Here is a 16,400-nt window from a genome sequence, read left to right on the forward strand (position 1 = left end):
TATGATTTATTTTATAATTGAACACCATCATAACCCCAATATTCAAAATCTTCCACAAAATCGTACATAATCATTTTTCTATTAAGGTTATGATGATTATTCTTCACATAGACAAAATAAAGTTATTTTTAATAAAACTTTCTACATCTTCTCTATCTCTGCCATAAGTTCACCTAAGAGCTTATCTTCTTTAACTTTCTTGACAATTTTACCTTTTTTGAAAATAAGTCCATCACCGTTTCCGCCTGCGATTCCAATATCAGCCTCTTTTGCTTCGCCAGGTCCATTAACAGCACAGCCCATAACTGCAACAGTAATATTCTTATCGCAGTTTTCAAGCCTTCTTTCAGCCTCTTGTGCAATACTTATTAAATCTATACTTGTTCTTCCACAGGTAGGACAGGAAATAAACTGAACTCCGCTCTTGCGAATTTCAAGTGCCTTTAGAATATCCTTAGCAGCTTTAACTTCATTGATAGGATTATCAGTAAGCGAAACACGAATAGTATCACCAATACCTCTTAAAAGCAACGCACCAAGACCAGCAGCGGATTTTATAATTCCCATACGCTGAGTGCCTGCCTCTGTTACTCCAAGATGAAGCGGATAATCGCACTTTTCTGCGGCAATCTCATATGCCTCAACCATAAATGGCACAGACGAACTTTTCATTGAAAGAACTATATCATAGAAATCAAATTTTTCGAGCAATGATGCGTGATATAAAGCACTCTCACACAACGCTTGCGGTGTAGGGTGTCCATACTTTGCAAGAATTTCTTTTTCAAGAGAACCTGAGTTTACTCCTATTCTTATAGGAATATTTCTTTCTCGGCAAGCCTTGACGACAGCCTTAACTCTGTCGTCACTGCCAATATTACCTGGATTTATTCTTATTTTGTCAACGCCTGCGGCTGCGGACTCTATAGCAAGACGATAGTCGAAGTGTATATCCGCAACAATCGGTACACTTACAGCCTCTTTAAGAGCAGGAATCAACTTAACTGCATTCATATTAGGAATAGCTGCTCTTATAATCTCACAACCAGCTCTCTCAAGCTCAATGGCTTGTTTAACACTTTCCTCAATATTACTTGCTGGAACATTCAGCATAGATTGCACAGTAATCTCTGAATCTCCGCCTATATAAATATTTCCAAGTTTAATTTTTCTACTTTGTCTTTTCACTATCCACCAAGCCCCGTTCCTGTAAATAGTCTTAGTATATCACTAAACGAAATTAAAGCCATAAATGCCAAAAGAACAATCATACCTATTGCGTGAACCCAACCCTCATACTTTGCTGGCACAGGCTTTCTCCTTATAAGCTCAACAATTAAGAATACAAGTCTGCCACCATCAAGAGCCGGCAGAGGCAACAAGTTTACAACACCAAGGTTTACAGTAATCATCATCATAACGCTTACAATATTCATAACAGCATCGCCGAAACCGCTTTGAAGTCCTGCACTCGCAACCTGTGAAATCGCAGATGTCATTCCGATAGGACCAGCAAGCTCATTAAAGCCAAATCTTCCTGTAATCAATCCGAAAAGGCTTGCCCAGACAAGTCTTACAGTAGAAACAACGCCCTTTCCCGTTTCAGCAATAAGATTCCAGAAATTATTTTGTATCGGTGCAACATAGAAATCAAGCACTATTGCTTTTTTGCCATCGACTTCTCTCGAACCGAATTTTACATTTCCAAGATTTACAGTTTCGCCATTTCTTCTTACAACAATTTCAGGTGCAAATTCACCATCACTGTTTTGATTAGCTGTTACAAGAGAAAATGATAAATCCTGAGAGGTATAAACACGATAGCCATTTATAGAAACAATCTCATCACCAACTTTTAATGAGGCTGATGTTGTAGCATTCTCGTGGAATTTTGAAATTGTAGTTGAGGCAAATTGAGAATTTGGCATAAGTGTTATCATCATAAGGATAAAGCCAAGTACGATATTCATTACCGCACCTGCAACCACTATTATAATTCGTTTCCAACAAGCAGCTTTGCCAAAGGCTCTCGGATTATCGCTTTCCTCGTCCTCACCTTCCATAGCACAAAAGCCACCAATAGGCAAAAGTCTTAACGAGTATATTGTTTCGCCCTTTTTGAACCTAAGAATTCTCGGCCCCATACCAAGAGCAAATTCGTTGACCTTAACACCCGATGCCTTTGCAGTCATAAAATGTCCAAGTTCGTGTATGAAGATTATAAGCTCAAAAAGTAAAACACCAATTATTATAAGAAGTGCAGATTCTACAAAAGAAAATACACAAACAAGAGTAATAATAACAGCAAGAGCAGCCAAAACACCAGCGTAAATAAAGTTATTCTCACGAATATGTCCGATTTCTTCACCGTTGTCATCAACAAGTTTATTTCTTGCCGACATTTTATACATAATCTTTCCGTCATTATCAACTATCTTGTCTCCATCAATTTTTCCGACAACCTTTTTGTTGTGTTTATCGGCAACTGTCCCATCCTTGCGAACTGAAAACAGCTTTTCACCATCATTATCATAAATATGCTTCATTAAATCCCCTCTCCCTTAGTTAAATCAGCCTTTTAAAACAAGTTCCCTTGCCATTTTATCGGCATTAAACACATCATCTATATTTATGTTTTGTTTATTAGGAATATTTATCATAGCTTTTTTAATAAGCTTTGGAATATCCAAAAAACCTATTTTCCCTTCAAGGAATAACGCAACCGCCGCCTCATTTGCACCATTTGCAATAGTAGGCATAACTCCACCTTGTCTGAAAGCCTCCTCACATAAAGCAAGACACTCAAAAACTTTTCTGTCAGGCTTTGCAAAAGTAAGACTTCTAAGTGTAGTGAAATCAAGTGATTCGGCAGGTGATTCGAACCTTTCGGGATATGTAATCGCATACTGTATAGGTATACGCATATCTGCTGTTCCAAGCTGTGCAATAACTGCATTGTCGTTTAATTCTATCATAGAATGAATAATGCTTTCACGATGCACAACTACTTCAATCTGCTCCAAACCAACTGAAAACAAATGACAAGCCTCAATAACCTCAAGACCTTTATTCATCATTGTAGCAGAATCTATTGTTATTTTTGTACCCATACTCCAATTAGGGTGGTTGAGTGCATCTTTTACTGTAACATTTTCAAGTTCATCACGAGTTTTTCCAAAAAAAGGACCGCCTGAAGCAGTAAGTATAATCTTCTTTAAAGAGCCATTTGGTGTACCCTGTAAGCACTGGAAAATGGCACTATGTTCACTGTCAACAGGCAAAAGCTTTACGCCATTCTCACGAATAGCTTTTTTAACAAGTTCACCGCCTGTAACAAGGGTTTCCTTATTTGCAAGTGCAATATCCTTTTTTGCAGAAATAGCCTCAAGCGTAGGTCTTAAACCTGCGATACCAACTATCGCATTAACTACAACATCGCTCTCACTAAGTTTTGCACATTCAAGTATGCCGTCATTTCCACCGAGAACTTTTATATCGGTGTCGGCAAGGTTATTTTTTAATTCTAAATATTTATTTTCGTCAGCTATACAGACGGCACGCGGTTTAAACTCGCGTGCCTGTTCTTCAAGTAATTTAATGCTATTATTAGCTGTCAAAGCACAAACCTTGATGCCGAGCTTTCGCACAACATCAAGTGTTTGACGACCTATTGAGCCTGTAGAGCCGAGAAGTGTGATATTTTGATACATAATCGACACACCTCTGATTTTAAAAATTAAAGTAATATAGGTTTATGTTCTGCTTTTGCTTTTTGATAAATTTCTTCAGCTGTTAATTCCTCATTACTGAAAAATATCATATTATATATTTTTGAGTAAAATGGAACAGAAGCTTCCATTTCGTAAATTGCTTCATTTAATTCTTCATCTGTCCCATCATAAATTAACTGCAATATTTTATCAATTATCTGAATTACTTCCTTTTCACTTTTCATCATATCACCAAAAATCAAGCCAATACTGGCAGATATGTCAATGAAATAAGCAAAAATGGCGAAACGAATACTACACTATCGAATCTATCAAGTACACCACCGTGACCAGGTATGAGATTTCCGTAATCCTTTATACCATAGGTTCTCTTAACAAGAGAAAAGCTCAAATCTCCAAGAACTGAAAGCAGAGAACCAACAAAAGAAAGTATAATCAGATTTACATAGTTTATGCTCTGAATATCCTTATAAATGAACGTTGAGAATATATAGCACATAAGACAGCAAAGTCCGACACAGCCGATGACTCCGCCAATAACTCCTTCAACTGTCTTTTTAGGGCTGATTTTCGGGCAAAGCTTATGTTTGCCGAAAAAGCTTCCTGCGAAATATGCTCCACCATCTGCAAGCCAAGGCAAAGCAAGAGCAAGTATAAAATAGAATGATGAATGTGCAACATCAAGGTTTTTCATTGAAATAACTGTTGCTAAGCCATACGATATGATAATCGTCATTCCATAAGTATCCGAAACCTCTCTGAATGAGAGCTTTTCGTGAAAGAATATCATCGCAGAAAGCATAATTGCTGTATACACATACCATATTATCGACTGATAACCGTATGAAAACAGCATAGCATTACAGAACGCAAAGGCTATACTTGGTATACTTATAAGATATTTTTTCAATAAGCCTGTTGCATGAACAAATTCACCTACGGCAACAGCACAAACCAACGCCATAAAAATATCTATCAATATATGCCAAGTATGGCTCAGAAATATAACAAGCAATATAAATGAAATGCCTACAATGGCAGAAATTATTCGTTTCGCCATTCATATACCTCCAAAGCGTCTATTACGCTTGCTATAATAATCAATCGCACGAATCAAATCGTCTTCAGAAAAATCAGGCCAAAGAGTATCTGTTATATAAAGTTCTGAATATGCCGCTTGATATAACAGAAAATTACTTATACGAGCCTCACCGCCTGGACGAATTATTAAATCCGGGTCTGGCTGATTAGCTGTATAAAGCTTTTGTGCAAACATCTCCTTGGTAATATCATCGGCAGAAATTTTACCGCTCATACAATCCTCGCAGAGGAGTTTTGCCGCTCTTAAAATCTCATCTCTGCCACCGTAGTTCATAGCTATATTAAGAACCATACCATTTCTGTCCTTAGAAACCTCCTCGGTTTCAGCAATAAGCTTTTGCAGATTATCTGAAAATCCGCTCTTATCACCTATAAAGCGAACTACGACATCATCATCACGAAAATCTGTAAGTGATTCTACAAGCTGTTTATGAAATAGCTTCATAAGTGCATTAACTTCATCAGCAGGGCGCTTCCAGTTTTCTGTCGAAAAAGCATAAACTGTAAGATATTTTATACCAATTCGGCTTGCATATCTTGTAATATGACGAAAAGTAGCCGCTCCCGCTGTATGCCCGGCTGTACGAGGCAAACCACGCTTTTTTGCCCAACGACCATTTCCGTCCATAATAATCGCAACATGGGTAGGTATTCCGCCCGATTGTTTGCTGTTATTAAGTCTTGCCATAGATTCATTCTCCCTTCTCGGGTAGGATAAGTCTAAAAATATCACCTACCAAGGCAGTATTTTTTAGATTTCCATAACCTGCTTTTGCTTACCTTCGCAGATTGAATCAATCTCTTTAATCTTCTTATCTGTAATATCCTGAACTTTCTTTTCGCCCTTGCTTTCATCATCTTCAGTGATTTCGCCGCTCTTCTTCATTGCCTTGATTTTATCAATAGCATCTCTTCTTGATGAACGAACAGCAACCTTAGCCTCCTCAGCCATCTTAGAAACTTCCTTAACAATATCCTTACGCCTATCTTCTGTGAGCGGTGGGAATATCATTCTGATAACCTTACCGTCGGACTGCGGATTGATGCCAATATCAGAAGTTTGAATAGCCTTTTCAATAGCACGGCAGATAGAAGCGTCCCATGGCTGAATCATAAGTGTTCTTGCTTCTGTAACAGAAACAGCTGCAACTTGGTTGATTGGTGTAGGTGTGCCATAATAATCTACTGTAAGCTTATCAAGTACAGCAGGGTTAGCTCTGCCTGCTCTGATAGCTGAATAAGCTTCCTCAAGGTGAGTAATTGTTTTGGTCATTTTGTCCTCTGCATTTTTTAATACTGTTTTCATAGATAAAAGCCTCCTGTTTATATAATTTAATAAAATAAAAGTCCTAAGATTAAAAATATTAAACCTATTAAAGAAAAATCCGAGCCACCTGTTGCTACCATAAATAAGTCACCAGTGTTATTCTACAAGCGTTCCTATATCTTCGCCGCAAACAGCAGACACGATATTTTGAGGATTATCAAGGCTGAATACGATAATTGGAATATTGTTGTCCTTGCAGATTGCTGCGGCTGTACTATCCATAACACCAAGATTTTGGTTAAGCACTTCCTGGAAAGTAAGCGTCTTAAATTTCTTTGCATCAGGATTCTTTTTAGGGTCGCTGTCATAGACGCCATCAACCATAGTTGCTTTAAGGATTATATCTGCCTCAATTTCGGCTGCTCTGAGTGCTGCGGCTGTATCTGTTGAGAAAAATGGGTTACCAGTACCACAACCAAATACAACTACTCTGCCCTTTTCAAGATGACGAACGGCTCTGTTTCTGATATAAGGCTCTGCAACCTGTTGCATAGAAATAGCTGTCTGTACTCTGACCTGAAGGTCGAATTGCTCTAAAGCGTCAGCAACACCAAGTGCATTGATAACTGTTGCGAGCATACCCATATGGTCAGCACGAGTTCTATCCATCTGACCGCTTGAACGACCTCTCCAGAAGTTTCCTCCACCAACAACTATTGCAACTTCAACACCCATATCAACAAGCTTTTTTACAGGCTCACAGAATTTAAGAACTGTATCAAAATCTATTCCATGCTTTTCATTTCCTGCAAGTGATTCACCACTAAGCTTTAACAAAACTCTCTTATATTTAGGCTTCAATTTAACCACTCCTAATTTTTATTTCTTATTTTTATCCATTTTTTATTTTACTATATTTTGACGGCTATGTAAAGATAAAAGTTATAAACCGACTAAATCATATAAATGAGCTACTGTTCTAAAATTCAAATACATTATATATCATATAAAACAAGCTTAATCAAAAGAACTGGTTTACTTATAAAACTAATTTATAATGTAAACTACAATAAAGTTTGTTTTGTAAGCACTTTAAATTTTGCTCTATTTTGCTCTATAGAATAAATAAGAGAGTTTATTCATAATGGTAAATCAATAATTCGTATTAGAATAGCTTATCACAGAAAGATATTAATTTAAAAATAGGAGATTCACATCCATTCAATATGGCATGAACCTCCTACTTTACTTTTATAAAATACTATAATTCTCCAAATATTCTAAATAATAGTTCGACAGCCTCTATAAATTTATTTTTTATTGATTTGATAGACGCAAAACCTTTTATAAGTCCTCACAAATGTTTATAAACCAATGTGAAAATGGCTTAAAATCAAGGTTTTCCGCATATCTTCATTTTTCTTGTCATATCTCCGCATAAGGTGTTTTTGTAAGACCGGACACCATTTTAGCACCACAGAATATAAGGAGGACGACATGAAAAACGAACTTTTGACTAAGGGTATTATACTTCCGTCCGGCGAAATCGGCAAGGATAAGATAAACCTTGTCGCCGGGGCAATCACGCAGCCGTTCGCGGAAATGGTATGGGTAACGACAGGCGGCGACATGGAAACAATCAACCGCCTTACCAACGTACTTGTAACCATGAACAACCCCACCGACCGGGGCAAGCTGTTCAAAATCATCAAACTGCTTTATGGGCTAATGGGCTTGCCTTTTTCAGAGGAAGCCGAGCCTATGGACGCAGACCCCGACGTTTTGGAATACTTCATCTTTTCTTTCATGGCAGACTTTGGAGAAGTCATGCAAGAACTGATAGCAGAAGAAATGAAATAGCGACCCGCACAGCGGCGTTTCTCACTCTCTCACTGGGAGAACAGGAACGCCGCTATTTTTATGCCCTCATGTTACGCAGTAGAGGCAAAAAAAGCCTTGATTTATCGGGCTTACAGAACGCAAAACAGAGGAAGCAAGGAAAAGATACCTTACCCCTCAAAATCCGCGTTCTACTGCGCAACAAATCTAAAGCAAAGGAGTGATGAAGCTATGGCAGTTTTCCGTGTGGAACGCAACACAGGCTACACCGTAATGAGCAACCACCACTTACGCAACAAGGAGCTTTCCTTAAAGGCAAAGGGGCTGTTATCTCAAATGCTGTCCCTGCCGGAGGATTGGGACTATACCCTTGCAGGGCTGTCCTACATCAACCGGGAAAGTATCGACGCTATCCGTACCGCCGTTTGGGAGCTTGAAAAAGCCGGATATATCACAAGGCGGCAGGGACGCGACGAGAAAGGCAAAATGACCGCAATCGAGTACACCATTTACGAACAGCCGCAGCCGCCGGAATTGGATTGCCCGGTATTGGAAAATCCAACAGCGGATAACCCGACAACGGAAAATCCGACGTCGGAAAATCCAATGCAATTAAATAAAGATATATCAAGAACTAACTTACAAAAAAAAGAAAAATCAAATACGGATTTATCAAGTACCCATTCCATTCCTATCCATTCCCTAAATCCCTTGCCTTATGGCGAGGACGAAGCGGCACAGCCGCCGGAACGGAAAGGAACGGAAAGGAATGACGCTTACAGAGTGTATGAGGAAATCATCAAGGACAATATCGAGTATGACATTCTCTTGCAGGATATGAAGTTTGACCATGACCGTCTGAATGAGATTGTTGACATTATCCTTGAAACGGTCTGTACGTCAAGAAAGAAAATCCGTATTGCAGGGGACGATTACCCCGCCGAGCTTGTGAAGTCAAAGTTTATGAAGCTGAACAGCGAACATATCCGCTTTGTGCTTGACTGTATGCAGGAGAACACCACGAAAATCCGCAATATCAAGCAGTACCTAAAGGCGGTTCTTTTCAATGCCCCGTCTACCATTGACAGCTATTATACTTCCCTTGTCGCTCACGACATGGCAAGCGGCGCATTATCCGGCAAGCCTAAATACGGCGACCCGGACTACTACACCTACAACGAGGGCGAAAGCCTGTAAACGAAAAAAGGAGGATTTACCACATGGCACAGAAAACAGGAGCTTTAATTTTTGACGAAACCGCTGACCGCTACGATATTCGCTTTGATATTGCCGACTATTACGGCGGCTTGCATTGCGGCGAGTGCATGGACGTATTCACAGGCGGCAAATGGAAGCCGACCCGGATTGAGTACGGGGACAACTGGTATCTTGTAGGTATCCGCGCCGAGGACTTGAACGGGCTGCGGGTGCGGATTTAACGGGGCGGCGTGAAGAACGGACGCCCTTTTTTCACGCCCAAAAGCGGCGTACCACCTTAACACTATCACTACTACCGGGAAAGGAGGACGGTAAACATTGCAAGATGAAATCAACGAAAAAGTGGTTGCGCTCTCTGTCAAGGGAGCGAAGCTGACCGCTGAAACGCTGCAAAAGGCAATCAAAGCCATGCTTGCACAGGCAAAAAAGCAGCAGGAAAAACAGCCCCACGGGAAGCAGACCCTAAAGCAGTTTGCGAAGCAGAACGCGGGGCTATCCAACATTGAGATAACCGAGGGCAATATCAAAGCCTTTGAGCAGACGGCAAAAAAATACGGTATCGACTTTGCCCTAAAGAAAGACAGCACCGAAACGCCGCCCCGTTATCTCGTCTTTTTCAAGGGGCGGGACGCGGACGCTCTGACCGCAGCCTTTAAGGAGTTTTCCGCAAAGAAGCTGACACAGGAGCAAAAGCCCTCTATCCGAAAGGCACTTGCCACATTCCGGGAAGCAGCAAAGCAGCTTAACGCGAACCGTCAAAAGACAAAATACAAGGACAGGGAGGTATCGCTATGAAGCCGAATATCAAGAAGCTGCTTATCCTAAACGCCCCCTATCTGCTCTTTGTGTATCTCTTTGATAAAGTCGGACAGGCGGTGCGGCTCTCGCCGGGGGCTGACCTCTCCGGCAAGCTGGTTTCCATTGGCAGCGGCTTTTCCGCTGCCTTTTCAAATGCCCTGCCGAGTTTTAACCCTATGGATTTGCTTATCGGCATTGTCGGGGCTGTCGTTATCCGGCTTGCGGTCTATGTGAAAGGCAAGAACGCAAAGAAATACCGTAAGGGCATGGAGTACGGCTCTGCACGTTGGGGCAATGCCGAGGATATAAAGCCATATATCGACCCCATGTTTGAAAATAACGTGCTGCTGACGCAGACCGAAAGGCTGATGATGAGCAGCCGCCCGAAGCACCCGAAGTATGCAAGAAACAAAAACGTGCTTGTCATCGGCGGCTCCGGCAGCGGCAAAACAAGGTTTTTTGTAAAGCCCAACTTAATGCAAATGCACAGCAGCTATGTTGTCACAGACCCGAAAGGGTCACTATAATAAGGATAGAAAGGTCGTGAAAATACAAAACAGGAGGTTACACACATGAGGAAGCAGGAGCAAAAGGGTAAAATCACAGCATTGTACGAAAGGTTATCTCACGACGATGGGCGGTCTGACGAGAGCGTGTCCGTAGAAAATCAAAAGCGCATCCTGGAGGACTACGCCCGAAAAAATGGCTTCACTAATGTCCGCCACTTCACCGATGACGGGGTGCGGGGAACGACCTTCAAGCGGCCCGGCCTGGACGCTATGGTGGACGAGATACGGGCCGGAAATGTGGCTACCGTCATTGTCAAAGACCAGAGCAGAATAGGCCGTGACGTGGTGGAGGTCGGCTTGCTCAAACGCACCTTTGACGAGTACAACGTCCGCTTTATCGCCGCCAATGACAACCTGGACACCGCCAATGGATTTGATATTATGTCCATCTTCCGGGATGTGATAAATGAGTGGTACGTTGCTGACACCAGCCGCAAAATCAAGACCGTTTTCAAGTCCAGAATGGAAAAGGGCCTGCGCTGTTCGGGGGCCGTCCCCTATGGCTATCTCGCCTCAAAAGAAGAAAAGGGCGAGTGGGTGATCGACGAGGAAGCTGCCGCCGTTGTGCGCCGCATCTTTCAGATGGTCATGGACGGTCAGAGCGTCAACGGCATCGCCCGAACGCTGCGGGCCGAGCAAATCCCCATCCCTTCCGAACACTGGAAGCGTATCGGCTGTCCTGTTCGAGCCAACAGCTACCGCGACCCCTACGCATGGTCTGCCACCACCCTGGGTTATATTCTTAAAAGGCCGGAGTACCTGGGGCGCAAGGTGCTGGGCAAGACTGTCTGTGAGAACTACAAGACTAAAAGCACCCGCAGGACAATGCCAGAGGAACAATTTGTATTTGAGGGAGCCGTCCCCGCCATCATTGACGAAGAAACGTGGCACAATGTTCAGCGTTTGCGGGAAACCAAGCGCCGGACACCCAAGCGGAGTAATGCCCCTAACCGTTTAACCGGACTGCTCTACTGTGCCGACTGCGGCGCAAAGCTGACCCACCACAACAGTCTTGTCCAAGGCAAGTACATTGACGATGCTTTCACCTGTTCCAGATACCGGGCACCTATGGAGGATTGCACCATTCACTATGTTGCCACGCAAAAGCTGGAAGCGGCGATCCTCTCCGCCATCCAGCGGATAAGCTGGTATGTCCGCAACAACGAGCAGGAGTTTGTTCAGCGGGTTCGAAAGGCATCCAGTCTGCGCCAGGAGGAAGCAGTCAAGGATTGCCGGAAACAGATTGTCCAGGCGAAGAAGCGCCACGCCGAACTGGACGGACTGGTGAAGAAGCTGTACGAGGCCAACGCCACGGGCAAGCTGCCGGATAAGCATTTCAGCCGTCTCCTTGCCGAGTATGACGAGGAACAGGCCGCGCTGGAAGCCTCCATGACGGAGTGGCAGGGCTTGCTGGACAACTGGAACGCCGACCGGGTGAGAATGACGGAGTTTATCGACCTTGCCAAGCGGTACACCGATTTTTCGGAACTGACTACGCCCATTCTCAATGAGTTTATCGAGAAAATCGTTGTCCATGAGGGCAACGGACGGGGAAAGCAGCGCCGTCAGCGGTTAGATTTCTATTTCAATTTCATTGGCGCGTTTGAGGTTCCCGCCGACATTGTGACCCCGATGGAGCAGGAGGAAGAACGCCGCCAGCAGGAGGAACAGGCAGAGAAAGAGGAACGCTCCCAGGTGCTTGCCCAGGTTCGGTATGAGAGGTACAAGCAGGAGCGCCGGGAGTTTACCGCGAGGAAGCGGGCGGGCCTGTTGACCCCGGAGGAACAGGCGGAGGAAGAACGGCGGTTAGAGCGCAATCGGGCCTATCAGCAGAAGCAACGCGACAAGAAAAAGGCCAGTCAGCCAGAGAAGCCTCGCAAACGCTCACTGAAGGAACTCGCCAAGCTGGATGGAGCCGATCTCACCCCGGAGGAAGCGGAGCGGCTTGCGGCGCACCGCCAGAAGAAAGCCGAGCAGCACAAAGCGTGGCGTGACAGGCAGAAGTCCGCACAGCCCCCGAAGCCCCAACAGCGGACGTTGAAAGAACTTGCCAGATGTGCCGAGGCAGGTTTGCCTCTCACCCTAGAAGAAGCGGAACGGCTGGAAGCCCATCGCAATCGGAAAAAGGCGGCTTTGCAGGATTTGAAAGCCCGCGCCGAAACCGACCCGGTAGCGGCGGCAGAGTTGGCGCAGCAGAGAGCGCAACAGTCAGAAGCGGTAAAGAAGTCCCGTCAGAAAATGTATGCGGACGCTGCCGCCGGAGATCCCGAAGCCCAGGCCCGGTATGAACGTATGCTTGCCGCGAGGCGGGAGAACTACCACAGGAAGAAACAGGCAGAAGCCGAAGCTGCTCAAGTCAGCTAACGTAGATACAGAAAACGCCAGGGACAACGATAGTCCGTGGCGTTTTTGTCATTACTGCCGTTCCAGCAAATCCATATATTTCTGACGTTCGCCCTCCGGGACTTTCAGCGCCGCCATAGCCTGTTCAATGGTCAGCCCCATCGTTTCCATGAGGTTTTTGATAGAGGACAAGATACCTTTAGCAACGCCTTTTTCCTCAACGCCCTTGCTCAAATTACACATGACCGACACCTCCCTTTCCATTGTCTGCGTCATTTGAATGTCGTAATCGTCCTGCAAAATTTTCCGCTTTTCCGCCTCGCTGGTTTCGTTGGAGAGAAGCACATCCAGCATCCGCAATACGCCGTCATAATTTGACCCATCCGGCCCGCCAAGGCACAGCATGATGATGGACAGCAAATCATAATTCCTGATGGGTTCTTTGCCCTCGCCGACCAGATATTCTTCCACCAGCCGATACCGGGTAATGGTGTTCTCTCGATACTGCGGCGGTTTCATGCAAATCCAGATGGAGTAGACCTTCTTGATTTTCTCATAATGGGAGCCAGTGAACTCCCTGCCGTACTGGGAAGAAATCATGCGGCAACAGTAGTATATGCCACGCTTTATCAGCGGATAGCCGGGGTAAAAATCGTTCTGGGCCTCCACGTTGATGATGAGGGCAATTTGTTCCTCGGAGTCGGGAACGATGGCGCGGAAGCGAATGTCATAGGTGACTGTCCCCTCGCGCACCGATTTGTCCTCGGTGTCCATGCCGCTGATGACTGTGCCACCCTCGTCCGGCAGCACCGGGACGGCGGACACCTGGGGTTGGCCCTCAATGTACTTCTCGGCAATATCATTGACATCGCAATCCTTGTATTCTTCCAGGCAGGACTTCATAATCCGCGCCAGGATTGCCTTTTCAGACAGGACACGCTTACAGGCGGCATCATAACCCGCGCTGTCATCTGTGACGTGCTTTGAGCTCCACCATCCTCACCTTCTTTCGTTTCATTCTACCACAGCTTTGCCAGCGCGTCCACTTCTTTTTTGAAAAGAGTTGCGTATGGCGTATACACGAGAGAGATATGGAGGTGCAGTGACAGAAAAAATTTATCTTAACAGGGTTGCTTTTGGGAATTTGATATGCTATACTATAAAAATCCAAGCAAAGGAGTTTATCAATATGCGGCAAGGTATTCTTAAATAAAATTTGATAATGGGAACAAAGACAAACGTCCTCAAGGAGAGGGCTTGGTTTTTGTACCCAATTTAAGAATACTTTTGCCTTTTCATTTCATATCGTGATAGACAACGGCCAGCCTTGGCCGCAGTTTTCATGTGTGTCCTACCTATCATCCCCAGCGGTAAAAGTATTTGTCGCTGGGGATTTTTGCGCCCTTCTGGGCCTTGTATGGAGGACAATCATATGAAAATCATCAATATTGGCATTCTTGCTCATGTAGACGCAGGTAAGACGACCTTGACGGAGAGCCTGTTATATACCAGCGGAGCAATCGAGGCGCCCGGCAGTGTGGATCAGGGAACAACGAGAACGGACACCATGTTTTTAGAGCGGCAGCGTGGAATCACCATTCAAACGGCGGTCACTTCCTTTCAGTGGCACGATTGTAAGGTCAACATTGTGGATACTCCTGGGCATATGGATTTCTTAGCGGAGGTCTATCGCTCCCTTGCCATTCTTGACGGAGCGATTTTGGTTGTTTCTGCAAAAGACGGCGTTCAGGCGCAGACCCGTATTCTGTTTCATGCTCTGCAAGTAATGAAAATCCCAACTGTTATCTTTATTAACAAAATCGACCAGGACGGGATTGACCTGCCAGGTGTGTATCAGTCTATCCGAGATAAGCTCTCCGCAAATATGATTATTAAGCAGAACGTGCAGCTTTCCCCGGATATATCCATCATGGAAAACATGGGGCTGGAGAATTGGGATACCGTGATTGCGGACTGTGATGAATTGTTGGAGAAATATATTGCCGGAGAACCAATGGACAAAGAAGAACTTCTGCGGGAGGAAAACAGGAGAATCCAAAGCGTCTCTCTGTTTCCGGTCTATCATGGCAGTGCCAAGGTAAACTTGGGAATCCGACAACTCATTGAAGCGGTCACAGATACATTCCAATCACCCACCGGGCAGAACAGCTCTGAATTGTGCGGAACTGTGTTCAAAGTTGAGTACGCAAACCAGAGCCAACGCCTTGCCTATCTGCGGTTGTATAGCGGTACGCTTCATTTGCGGGATTCCGTAGCCTTGGCAGGGAAAGAAAAACTGAAAATTACGGAAATGCGTATCCCCTCAAAGGGTGAGATTGTCCGAACAGAGATTGCCCATGCGGGCGAGATCGTCATTGTACCCTGCGACAGTTTGCGGCTGAATGATGTGCTGGGAAACAAACTGCTGCTGCCCCGTGAAACGTGGAGCGACAATCCTCTCCCTTTGCTGCGGACAACAATTGCACCAGAGAAACCAGAACAGAGGGAACGCTTGTTAAACGCCTTGACAGAAATTGCGGATACCGACCCGCTTCTGCGCTATGAAGTAGACGCTGTGACCCATGAGATCATTCTCTCCTTTTTGGGCCGGGTACAATTGGAAATTATCTCTGATCTTCTGGTGGAAAAATATCAGCTCAACACAACTGCAAAAGAACCTACCGTCATCTATATGGAGAGGCCATTGAAAGCGGTAAGTCACACCATTCATATCGAAGTGCCGCCCAATCCATTCTGGGCGTCCATCGGGCTGTCCGTCACCCCTCTCCCCCTTGGCACCGGAGTGCAGTATGAGAGCAAAGTTTCCGTTGGATACTTGAATCAGAGTTTTCAAAACGCTGTATTGGATGGTATCCGCTACGGTCTGGAACAAGGCGTGTATGGATGGAAGGTAACGGACTGTAAAATCTGTTTTGAGTATGGGCTTTATTATAGTCCGGTCAGCACTCCCGCAGACTTTCGGTCATTGGCACCTATTGTATTGGAGCAGGTGTTGAAAAAGGCGGGGACGCAGCTATTGGAACCATATCTTTCTTTTACACTCTATGCGCCGCAGGAATATCTCTCCAGAGCTTATCATGACGCACCAAAATATTGCGCGAGTATTGAAACGACCCAGGTTAAAAACAGCGAGGTGATTTTTACTGGCGAAATCCCTGCCCGCTGTGTGCAAGAGTACCGCAATGACCTCACCTTTTATACAAACGGGAGAAGCGTTTGTTTAACAGAATTGAAGGGGTATCAAATCGCCAGCGGCGAACCAGTTTTTCAGCCACGCCGCCCAAACACCCGGATTGATAAGGTGCGCCATATGTTCAACAAAATTCTCCCATCAATGATGGACTTATAAAATCCCTTTGGAACAAAGGGCGCACTTCTATACATGGTCTGCGACCATGTATCGTGCGCTCTGCGAGGCTACGGCCCGGACTTCCGAAAGTCCGGGCCGTTTGCGTCGCTCCGCTCCGTACAAGGGGCTGCGCCCCTTGCGCCGCTTTGCGGCTATCCCTGCGC

General features: G+C 44.7%; 15 protein-coding genes and 1 pseudogene. 7 read left to right on the forward strand and 9 right to left on the reverse strand.

Translation table 11 applies throughout. The annotated features are described in order from the left end of the window. Positions 1-141: 141 nt before the first annotated feature. The 8 genes from ispG to pyrH all read right to left on the reverse strand — a co-directional run bounded on the left by ispG (position 142) and on the right by pyrH (position 6,960). Positions 142-1,191, reverse strand: a complete 1,050-nt coding sequence (gene ispG, locus C9914_RS01170) for a flavodoxin-dependent (E)-4-hydroxy-3-methylbut-2-enyl-diphosphate synthase (protein ID WP_106762845.1) — start codon at positions 1,189-1,191, stop codon at positions 142-144. Beyond that, the gene (locus C9914_RS01175; protein WP_242972032.1) at positions 1,188-2,546 is read right to left on the reverse strand and encodes a site-2 protease family protein; all 1,359 of its coding nucleotides are present in this window, start codon (positions 2,544-2,546) and stop codon (positions 1,188-1,190) included. Before C9914_RS01175 ends, ispG begins: the two co-directional genes overlap by 4 nt. Positions 2,547-2,570: 24 nt before the next feature. After that, a complete protein-coding gene (gene dxr / locus C9914_RS01180; RefSeq protein WP_106762847.1) occupies positions 2,571-3,710 on the reverse strand; it encodes a 1-deoxy-D-xylulose-5-phosphate reductoisomerase in 1,140 nt (379 codons plus the stop codon). Between the two features lie 26 nt (positions 3,711-3,736). Beyond that, complete coding sequence (locus tag C9914_RS01185) at positions 3,737-3,958, reverse strand: hypothetical protein (protein ID WP_158707305.1); 222 nt, start codon at positions 3,956-3,958, stop codon at positions 3,737-3,739. An 11-nt stretch (positions 3,959-3,969) separates the two neighbouring features. Further along, positions 3,970-4,791 carry a phosphatidate cytidylyltransferase gene (locus tag C9914_RS01190; RefSeq protein WP_022264996.1) on the reverse strand — a complete coding sequence of 274 codons (822 nt, stop codon included), beginning with the start codon at positions 4,789-4,791 and terminating at the stop codon, positions 3,970-3,972. Beyond that, positions 4,792-5,520: an isoprenyl transferase gene (locus C9914_RS01195; RefSeq protein WP_022264997.1), complete on the reverse strand. Its 729-nt coding sequence runs from the start codon at positions 5,518-5,520 to the stop codon at positions 4,792-4,794. Positions 5,521-5,583: 63 nt separating this feature from the next. Next, positions 5,584-6,138, reverse strand: coding sequence for a ribosome recycling factor (gene frr / locus C9914_RS01200; protein ID WP_022264998.1), 555 nt, complete (start codon positions 6,136-6,138; stop codon positions 5,584-5,586). A 117-nt stretch (positions 6,139-6,255) separates the two neighbouring features. After that, the gene (pyrH, locus tag C9914_RS01205) at positions 6,256-6,960 is read right to left on the reverse strand and encodes a UMP kinase (RefSeq protein ID WP_022264999.1); all 705 of its coding nucleotides are present in this window, start codon (positions 6,958-6,960) and stop codon (positions 6,256-6,258) included. A gap of 636 nt (positions 6,961-7,596) precedes the next feature. Here pyrH and C9914_RS01210 point away from each other — a divergent pair. The 6 genes and pseudogenes from C9914_RS01210 to C9914_RS01235 all read left to right on the forward strand — a co-directional run bounded on the left by C9914_RS01210 (position 7,597) and on the right by C9914_RS01235 (position 12,887). Next, positions 7,597-7,959: a hypothetical protein gene (locus C9914_RS01210; protein WP_005422970.1), complete on the forward strand. Its 363-nt coding sequence runs from the start codon at positions 7,597-7,599 to the stop codon at positions 7,957-7,959. Between the two features lie 60 nt (positions 7,960-8,019). Further along, a complete protein-coding gene (locus tag C9914_RS01215; protein ID WP_456238917.1) occupies positions 8,020-9,135 on the forward strand; it encodes a DUF6017 domain-containing protein in 1,116 nt (371 codons plus the stop codon). Between the two features lie 23 nt (positions 9,136-9,158). Continuing rightward, complete coding sequence (locus C9914_RS01220; RefSeq protein ID WP_005422968.1) at positions 9,159-9,377, forward strand: DUF5348 domain-containing protein; 219 nt, start codon at positions 9,159-9,161, stop codon at positions 9,375-9,377. 97 nt (positions 9,378-9,474) lie between these two features. Then, positions 9,475-9,951, forward strand: a complete 477-nt coding sequence (locus C9914_RS01225; RefSeq protein WP_106762852.1) for a PcfB family protein — start codon at positions 9,475-9,477, stop codon at positions 9,949-9,951. Continuing rightward, positions 9,948-10,478 (forward strand): annotated as a pseudogene (locus C9914_RS01230) (type IV secretory system conjugative DNA transfer family protein); the annotation flags it as partial. The gene C9914_RS01225 and the pseudogene C9914_RS01230, both read left to right, overlap by 4 nt. A 48-nt stretch (positions 10,479-10,526) precedes the next feature. Then, complete coding sequence (locus C9914_RS01235) at positions 10,527-12,887, forward strand: recombinase family protein (protein WP_021631982.1); 2,361 nt, start codon at positions 10,527-10,529, stop codon at positions 12,885-12,887. 51 nt (positions 12,888-12,938) lie between these two features. Here the strand turns inward: C9914_RS01235 and C9914_RS01240 are convergent, their stop codons facing one another. Further along, on the reverse strand, positions 12,939-13,769 hold the full coding sequence (locus C9914_RS01240; protein ID WP_229038337.1) for a hypothetical protein: 831 nt from the start codon (positions 13,767-13,769) through the stop codon (positions 12,939-12,941). Between the two features lie 529 nt (positions 13,770-14,298). Between C9914_RS01240 and tet the strand changes: the two genes are divergently transcribed. Continuing rightward, the gene (gene tet, locus C9914_RS01245) at positions 14,299-16,236 is read left to right on the forward strand and encodes a TetM/TetW/TetO/TetS family tetracycline resistance ribosomal protection protein (protein ID WP_035300359.1); all 1,938 of its coding nucleotides are present in this window, start codon (positions 14,299-14,301) and stop codon (positions 16,234-16,236) included. Positions 16,237-16,400: the final 164 nt, after the last annotated feature.

It is taken from the genome of Pseudoruminococcus massiliensis (assembly GCF_900291955.1).
GTDB lineage: Bacteria > Bacillota > Clostridia > Oscillospirales > Acutalibacteraceae > Pseudoruminococcus > Pseudoruminococcus massiliensis.

Bases quoted from the DNA above. Each gene is read 5' to 3' on its own strand.
- C9914_RS01175 (WP_242972032.1), bottom strand. From the start codon at position 2,546: ATGAAGCATATTTATGATAATGATGGTGAAAAGCTGTTTTCAGTTCGC.
- dxr (WP_106762847.1), bottom strand. From the start codon at position 3,710: ATGTATCAAAATATCACACTTCTCGGCTCTACAGGCTCAATAGGTCGT.
- C9914_RS01185 (WP_158707305.1), bottom strand. From the start codon at position 3,958: ATGATGAAAAGTGAAAAGGAAGTAATTCAGATAATTGATAAAATATTG.
- C9914_RS01190 (WP_022264996.1), bottom strand. From the start codon at position 4,791: ATGGCGAAACGAATAATTTCTGCCATTGTAGGCATTTCATTTATATTG.
- C9914_RS01195 (WP_022264997.1), bottom strand. From the start codon at position 5,520: ATGGCAAGACTTAATAACAGCAAACAATCGGGCGGAATACCTACCCAT.
- frr (WP_022264998.1), bottom strand. From the start codon at position 6,138: ATGAAAACAGTATTAAAAAATGCAGAGGACAAAATGACCAAAACAATT.
- C9914_RS01210 (WP_005422970.1), top strand. From the start codon at position 7,597: ATGAAAAACGAACTTTTGACTAAGGGTATTATACTTCCGTCCGGCGAA.
- C9914_RS01215 (WP_456238917.1), top strand. From the start codon at position 8,020: ATGCCCTCATGTTACGCAGTAGAGGCAAAAAAAGCCTTGATTTATCGG.
- C9914_RS01220 (WP_005422968.1), top strand. From the start codon at position 9,159: ATGGCACAGAAAACAGGAGCTTTAATTTTTGACGAAACCGCTGACCGC.
- C9914_RS01235 (WP_021631982.1), top strand. From the start codon at position 10,527: ATGAGGAAGCAGGAGCAAAAGGGTAAAATCACAGCATTGTACGAAAGG.
- C9914_RS01240 (WP_229038337.1), bottom strand. From the start codon at position 13,769: ATGAAGTCCTGCCTGGAAGAATACAAGGATTGCGATGTCAATGATATT.
- tet (WP_035300359.1), top strand. From the start codon at position 14,299: ATGAAAATCATCAATATTGGCATTCTTGCTCATGTAGACGCAGGTAAG.